Annotated in this window: 4 protein-coding genes and 1 pseudogene; all 5 read right to left on the reverse strand. The window is 49.0% G+C overall.

From position 1 onward, the window contains the following. Nucleotides 1-793 (reverse strand): annotated as a pseudogene (locus ACESZH_RS23305) (peptidase); the annotation flags it as partial. 65 nt (nt 794-858) lie between these two features. After that, nucleotides 859-2,931, reverse strand: coding sequence for a DNA topoisomerase 3 (locus ACESZH_RS23310; RefSeq protein WP_373219461.1), 2,073 nt, complete (start codon nt 2,929-2,931; stop codon nt 859-861). 6 nt (nt 2,932-2,937) lie between these two features. Continuing rightward, nucleotides 2,938-4,317: a CD1107 family mobile element protein gene (locus tag ACESZH_RS23315; protein WP_373219462.1), complete on the reverse strand. Its 1,380-nt coding sequence runs from the start codon at nt 4,315-4,317 to the stop codon at nt 2,938-2,940. Then, complete coding sequence (locus tag ACESZH_RS23320) at nt 4,253-4,573, reverse strand: DUF4315 family protein (protein WP_373219464.1); 321 nt, start codon at nt 4,571-4,573, stop codon at nt 4,253-4,255. The genes ACESZH_RS23315 and ACESZH_RS23320 overlap by 65 nt, the downstream gene beginning before the upstream one ends. 37 nt (nt 4,574-4,610) lie before the next feature. Beyond that, complete coding sequence (locus ACESZH_RS23325; RefSeq protein ID WP_373219465.1) at nt 4,611-7,382, reverse strand: CD1108 family mobile element protein; 2,772 nt, start codon at nt 7,380-7,382, stop codon at nt 4,611-4,613. Between the last annotated feature and the right edge of the window lie 86 nt (nt 7,383-7,468).

The raw sequence follows: 7,468 nt of genomic DNA on the forward strand, positions 1-7,468 counted from the left end.
AGACTGCGCGGTCGATTATTTGAAAAGCGGAAAAATAATTTGCCGTTTGCGTCTCTCTCAATTCGCTGTCCAACACTTGATATTCTCCATCGGGGTTTGTTTCCAATTCTAATTCTGTTTCTTCCGATTCCGAAATCAATTCTTCTGTTTCGGGTACGTCCGCCTCAGACGGCATCTCAGTATCAATATTCTCCACGGGGGTCTCTCCATTGGTTTCAGTCTCCGATTCCCAGTATTCCTCATCAGCTATTTCCGTTTCCTGTTCTGAAATACCCTCTGTGTCTTCCTGCGAATCTGCCTCCCCGTCATCTGTTGCTTCCTCTGTACCGTCGGAACCAGCCTCTTCACCGCCTCCTTCTGAAGCAGCCTGTACTTCTGTTTCCGCCTCTTTTACGATCAGATTTCTGCTGATCTGGTACTTTGGATGTGCCTCATTGACCGGCTCCACATAATAGACAGCTTTATAACTGTCTGCGTGGTCTAAAGCAAAATCCTTTCCCTCTTCATTCTTTGCTTCCTCAAAAGTGACTTTTACTTTTTTGTCATCTTTGATCTCCAGCCCGGTAAAATCACAGGTGACGTCGAATTCACTGCCAACAGTAATTTCATAATCTTTGGCTTTTACCACCTCGTCTTCGTCCAGCAGGTCCTTGACCTCTTCATAAAGGGGCAGCTTTTCTTCCTCTTTGGGTTCTGACGCATAAGCTGTCATGGGCGATAACACCGTGGATAACAGCGTCATCCCTGCCAGAAATCCGGATACGAGTCTCCTTAAGTTTCCTGTTCTTCTCATAGATCATGTCCTCTCTTTCATTTTTTATATGAAAACAGACAGCCTTCTGGCTGCCTGGTTCCTAACTACCGCTGGGGAAAATGCAGGTTAAACTGTGCTTTTCCCTCACCATCGGCTACCATTTCAACAGTAGCTTCATAACTTTTCCCAGTCCTTTTCGATACCAAATCTTTGTAATGGATCTTGCCTTTCTTCAGGAATTTTTTTGCCGTTGCTTTGTCCATCTTCTTCCCTTGGCTTGCAAGGAAATGGTCATCCTTCCACAAAGAAAAGCGGCATTCCTGCCCGGTACAGTAATAATTCTTCTTACCTTCCCTCACATCACTGCCGCAGACCGGACATTTCCCGATCACTTCTCCCCTTGCTGTTCCCGGAAAACGGCTGCTCTCTTCCTCTGAAATCGAATGGTAACGGGAAATCAGTTCTGCCAGCATATCTGTGATTCCATTCAGGAAATGCTCTGCCGTCTCTTTCCCCTGTGCGATACGGTTTAATGCCATCTCCCACTCTGCTGTCATCTTCGGGGACTTAATCTCATCCGGAAGGACTGTGACCAGGACATTCCCCGCATCTGTCGGCACCAGATTCTTCTTTTCCCGTTTTACAAAGCCGGACTGGATGAGTTTTTCAATGATCCCGGCTCTCGTGGCCGGTGTTCCAAGCCCCTTCTTTTCCGTATCCTCTGTCAGTTCTTCATTGCCTGCCCTCTCCATCGCCGCCAGAAGAGTGTCTTCTGTATACTGGCGGGGAGGCTGGGTAAAGTTTTCTGAAACAGAAGTGCTGCACGGACCGATATTCCTTCCAAGGTAAAGGTCAAACTCTGCTTCCTGCTCCGGTTCCCTGACACCCAAAAACTGTTTCAGTTTCTTCTCTATCGCCTGGAACCCTTCCTGTTTTGTCTTCCTTGCATTGAAATAAAACGTATGGAAGTTGCAGGTCAGCTGGCACTTATGGGTCTCATAAATATAGGAATCTGCTGTTGCAGTGAGTACCCTGGCACTGATCAGATACAGAATGTTCCTCTCCTTTTCTTTCAGCTTCTGAAGGTCTGCTTTCTCCACTTCCGAAGTGGGGATAATTGCATGATGGTCTGAAACCTTTTTGGAGTTCAGTACTTTGGAGACCTCCGGTTCATACTCCATCCCCTCTGCAAAAGGCATCCTGGATAACAGCACCTGAATGAGCTTTCTGGCACTTTCCCCCATCTCATCCGTCAGATACTGGCTGTCTGTCCTGGGATACGTCACCAGCTTCTTTTCATACATTTCCTGTACAGCGTCCAGCGTCTGCTGTGCCGCATAACCAAAGATTCGGTTGGCATCCCTCTGAAGCGACGTCAGGTCATACAGTTTCGGAGGTCTGACCGTCTTTGTCTGAATATCTTCTTTCTCCACCTGGCACATGCGTTCCTTACAGTCCAAAGCCACCTTGTCTGCTTCCTCTTTTTTCTGGAAATGACCAGAAACAGCATCAAACTCCCCGAATGTTAAATGGGCTACATAGTATTTTTCTTTTACAAACTCCTTCACCTTCTGGTTCCTGTCCACGATCATGGCAAGGGTCGGGGTCTGCACCCTGCCCACTTTCAGGTTCTGGTTATAAAGGATGGAAAAAAGACGGCTCGCATTGATCCCCACCAGCCAGTCTGCTTTTGCCCTGCATAAAGCTGACTGATAAAGGTCTTCATAACACGAACCGTCTTTCAACGATGCAAACCCTTCTTTAATTGCACGTTCTTCCATGGAAGAGATCCAGAGCCTTTTGACCGGCTTTTTGCATCCTGCCTGCTCATAGACGAAACGGAAGATCAGCTCCCCTTCCCTTCCGGCATCTGTGGCACAGATGACCTCATCCACTTCTTTGCTGTTCATCAGTTTCTTTAAAATCTGGAACTGCTTCTTTGTCCCGTCAAGGACTTTCTTTTTCCATTCGTCCGGTATAATCGGAAGGTCTTCATATCTCCATTTTTTGTAATGTTCATCATATTCCGATGCGTCACAAAATGCTATCAGATGCCCGACGCACCACGATACCAGATACTCCTTTCCCTCCACATATCCGTCCTTTCGTTCTCTGGCTCCGACCACCTTCGCCAGAGCCATCGCAACAGACGGCTTTTCTGCAATCACTAACTTCATCAAGTATTACTCCTCCTCATCTTCCAGGACTTCCTCTGGATCCTCTTCATCCGGAAGTGTCTCTTCTTCCACATCATCCGGTTCCGCAGGTTCTTCCGCTTCTTCGGTCTCATCGTCCTCATATTCATCCTCATCATCGTATTCATGCTTCGGCTTATAGACCTTGAAGTAATATCCGGCACCTAACGCACCGACAGCTACCAACCCGATCAGAAGATAGGAACCCACCGGGGATTTATCCTCCGGCATTTGCACTTCCTCCGTTTCCGGTTCTTCCTCTTCCGGCTCCTGGGTCGGCTCCGGTTCCTCTGTTTCCGGTTCTGCATACACAGTATCCATTTCCGGAAGGGTTACCGTATCGGAAAGCGTGAAGTTCATCAGGTCTTTTTCACTGACTTCCGTCAGGAAATACACATTGTCCTGTGACTTGGAATTATCAATGACCAGATAAAACACCTTTCCGCTTTTGGTGGAAATGGTGTAAAACTCTTTTGTCCCTTCCGTTGCTGTCTGGGTAATGTTTTCAGCCTCCTCCCCGGATGCTGCCAATTCTTCTTCAATCCCCGTCACAGTACGGTCATCCACGGTTCCCCTTGCCTCCGTCGGTTCCGATGCCTGTGCATCCTGCGGAAGCGGGGATGTGGTCGTTTCTTCTGTTGTAGAAGCAGTGCCCGTGGTACTCATATCGCTGTTCGCTGTATTCTGTTGTTGTGCCTGACGTACCGCCCATTCATAATACGGGTTCTGGAGGGTGTACTTATCGGAAGTATTCCCGGCACCATCCGTCACCGTGATCTCAATCTGCTTTGTGGTAAAGTCTTTCTGTGTGAGCTGGATCTTCAGTTTTCCATCCGAAAGGTCCGTATAGGTAGTCCCGTTGACGGTTACCGCAGAAATCCCGGATACCGCATCATTTCCCTGGATGGTCAGCACACCATCCGTGAGGGAAGCAGAAAGCGTTGGCTTTTCCGTATCATAACAGCGGATGGAACGGTTCTGTTCATACACCGTCCCTTCTGCATCTGTCACCCGCACATAAACCGTCTGGTTTCCGTTGATGGTAATGCTTCTGGACTCTGTAACATCCTGCCAGCTCCCATCTTTTCCAGCCTTTGCTTCGATTTTTGCGACTTTGAAGCCTTCCCCCATCTGGCTGGCATCGACAGTAATGGAAACGGATGTATCTCCCTGTTTCCACCCGTCCGGCTTTTCAATGGCGATGGCAGGGTTTGTGTTCTCCGCCGCATAAATGCCCTGGGCAGAAAAAAACGGGGTTGCCATACATAAAAATGTGGTAACTGCAAAAATCCCTCTTTTCACGTTACTGCCCCATTTCCTGTGCTTCCCCTGAGCCCTCTGTTCTTTCATTTTCTCTAAATTCATCATCTGCTCTTGTTTCCTCCTTCTGGAATCCTGCCAGTGTCGGCAGTTCCGTTTTCATTCTTTCCCGGAATGCATTCAGTTCCGGTATGGTCATATCCATGCCACGGATGATCCGCACGATCTCCAGGTTTTCCGCCTCTGTTTTTGCCGCTTCCGCAGCCTTAAACCGCTTCAGGTCTGCTTCATACCGTGCCCTGGACGCCTCCATTTTTTCCTTTGCCTTTTCATAATCGGCAACTGCTTTTTCAAGGCTTTTCATACTGCTCCTTTCCGGGCGGCATGACCACCGCCCTTTTTTACCATCTTCCAAATCCATAAAAATGGCTCTGCCAGTAGGATGAATAAATGGATGTGTACTGTACCGGATGCCCGCAGTGGATCATCTGCCCGCCGCCTACATAGATACCGATATGCGTTACCGGCACACCTGCATCATAGGTTCCGGTGAAGAAGATCAAATCTCCCGGCTGGACATCGGACTCTGATACCGGTGTACAGATATCATAAAGCCCCTGGGCAGTCAGCCTTCCGGTATTCCTTACCCCTGAATTAGTCAGGCAGTAGCTTACAAAACCAGAACAGTCAAACCCGCTCGGCGAATATCCGCCCCATACATACGGGGTTCCCAGATATCTGGCTGCTTCCTGCAGAAGCCTCTGTGCTGCTTCACTGGTGTACTCATTTCCACCAAAGATCGTCCCTTCCCCTGTTTCCAGATAAAAAATCGGGTTCATCCGTTCCCCGTTTTTCAGAAGTTCAACGTGGAGATGGCTTCCTGTGGAATTGCCGGTATTTCCTGCAAGACCTATCACATCCCCTTTGGTAATGGCAGCCCCGGAAGACACGCTTCTGCTTTTCAGATGTGCATACCGCAGTTCATAGCCTTTACTGTCTTTGATCACCACATAATTGCCATAGCTGTCATTATAGGCAGAGGTTGTTACCGTACCGGTCAGCCCTGCCAGTACTTCCGTACCTTCCGGCACTCCGATATCCACTCCATTGTGGAGCTGGTTGGCACCGGAGATTGGATGGATCCGGTATCCATAATAGCTGCTCACGTTGTAATACCAGTTGAAATCAAATGGCGTCCCGAACATCTGCAGGTTGCCTTTTGTTTCATTGTAGGCTGAAAACAGTTCCCTCTGGAAAATCCCCAGACGGCTCTGGCAGATGCCCGTCAGGCTGCTGGAATTTAAGGTCACATTCAGCACATCCACATCCCTGGTCCTTGTCACTTCAACCTCCCGGCTTCCATTCGCATCCGCAAGGAAGCATTCCCAGGTCTGGTGCCCATGTGCGGATGCCGCCGAGTGGCTGTCATAATACACATCAAACTGGACACCGTAACGGGCAAATGCCCCGGTGTCTTCTACCGTGTATTCCACACCATTCATGACCACTTTTGTCCCCATTGGAACAAACGGGTTGGACGCATCTACCGCAAGGGTATGGTTCGCTGTCGGGTATACCCCGGATGCCGTCGGTCCTCCTGACCAGATGCCGCAGCAAATCGGGCAGTTGCAGTAACCGCTCGTCACAACATTTCCAAGGGATTCCCCTACCCGGACTGTCGTTGTCTCTGTCACCGTCTCATTCACAGCTTCTGTCTCCAACTGATACTGGAGTGCAAACAGCCTGTCCAGTTCCGGCTTAACCTGTTCAAAGGTAAACTCTTCATATTTGGCAGACAGGTAGCTGATCAGAACAAACGGGTCATGCTCGATTGGTCCGATATTGTACCGGTATTCGTCATGCCCCGGCTCTTCCGCTTCCATCTGGTTGATTCTCTCCTGCAAGTTTGCTTCCAGCTGTGTGTAGTAAAGGTCTGCCTGCCGGATTGCCTCATCCGAAGAGATATAACTGGTTCCGGTATAATTGATCAGGCTCTGCATAAATGCCGAGGAACAGGACGTTACGCTGGTCATGATGAGGAACATCATCCCGATCAGGGCTGCGATGCTGATATAAACCTTCCGGTGTTCCTTGAAAAAGTTGGTAACTTTGCCGCCGATCTTCTTGATATAGTCAATCGTGCCGACCGCTGCAGTCCCCATTGCCTGCTCACTCTGTTTTGCTTTGGCATATTCTTTTTTGATCCGTTGTTTCTGGATCAGCTTCTTCAAATAAGACCGTTCCTGATTTACGGAAGATTCTGCCGCAGCCTGCGCTGTTTTCTTTGCCTGATAAGCACTCGCCCGGTTTTTTCTCCGGTTCCGCCTTCTGGCACTTTGCCATTCCAGATGGTAAAGCCCCTCTGAACCTTCAGCTAAACTGTTTGCACCTTCCACCGCAGCATTGCCATCATCATTTTTTCTGACCTGGCGGTGGACAGATACTGCCACAGCGGTGCCTGCCTTTTTAACAAGGGAAGCATCTTTTGAGCTTTCCCCTTCAAATTTCAGCCGGATTTTCTTTTTCGCTCCCGCATTTTCTGCATTTTCCTGATAGACCTTTTCTTTCATGGAATGCTTCTTTGGTGCGTTTTTCTTTTCTGCCTCCGTGTGGGCAAGCTTCTGATTCCGCTTCTTCTGGGCATCATGGCGGAAATTTACCCCGTCCGCATCCATCCGGTTCAGTTTAGCGGAAGAATCGCCATCCCTGACTGCCTCCGCCGTCTCCTCATAAGCAAACTTCAGCCTCTGCTTCTGCCCCGGCTTTTTACTTCCTCCGGTCTGTTTCTTTCTCGCATCTCCCCTTGACTGGGCAAGATCTGTATGCTTCTCCTGAAGTTTCCCACTGCCGTTTTTCTTCTCTTCCAATGACAGTTTGGAACCGGCACTGCCCTCTGCCTGTTCCCGGATCATTTTCCGGGCTTTTGCCTTATCTACTGTCTGTGCCTTTGCCGGTGCATCCCTGGAATTCTGTACAGAATGCCTGGCCGGATCCGTACTGTCCTCTTTCGCCCCTCTTCGGTTGGAAAGATCCAGCCCTTTTCCGATATCCTTTTTTGACATCTGCACATCCCGGGTACAGCTGCTGACACGAACAGTGGATTTATCTGCCAGGTTTTCTTCCACCAGACCATCCTTTGTCATCTTCTGGACGGTTTTCTCCCTGACTTTCATTCTCTGTTCTGCTGTCGCCCCGCAAAATAAAGTTCCTGTCTCTTGCACAAAAACAGCGAATTATTATATCAGTTCCATAATGATGT

The organism is Ruminococcus sp. 5_1_39BFAA, assembly GCF_964240875.1.
GTDB lineage: Bacteria > Bacillota > Clostridia > Lachnospirales > Lachnospiraceae > Blautia_A.

What these genes read in the sequence shown, in the direction of transcription:
- ACESZH_RS23310 (WP_373219461.1), bottom strand. Translation starts at nt 2,931, where the DNA reads ATGAAGTTAGTGATTGCAGAAAAGCCGTCTGTTGCGATGGCTCTGGCG.
- ACESZH_RS23315 (WP_373219462.1), bottom strand. Translation starts at nt 4,317, where the DNA reads ATGATGAATTTAGAGAAAATGAAAGAACAGAGGGCTCAGGGGAAGCAC.
- ACESZH_RS23320 (WP_373219464.1), bottom strand. Translation starts at nt 4,573, where the DNA reads ATGAAAAGCCTTGAAAAAGCAGTTGCCGATTATGAAAAGGCAAAGGAA.
- ACESZH_RS23325 (WP_373219465.1), bottom strand. Translation starts at nt 7,382, where the DNA reads ATGAAAGTCAGGGAGAAAACCGTCCAGAAGATGACAAAGGATGGTCTG.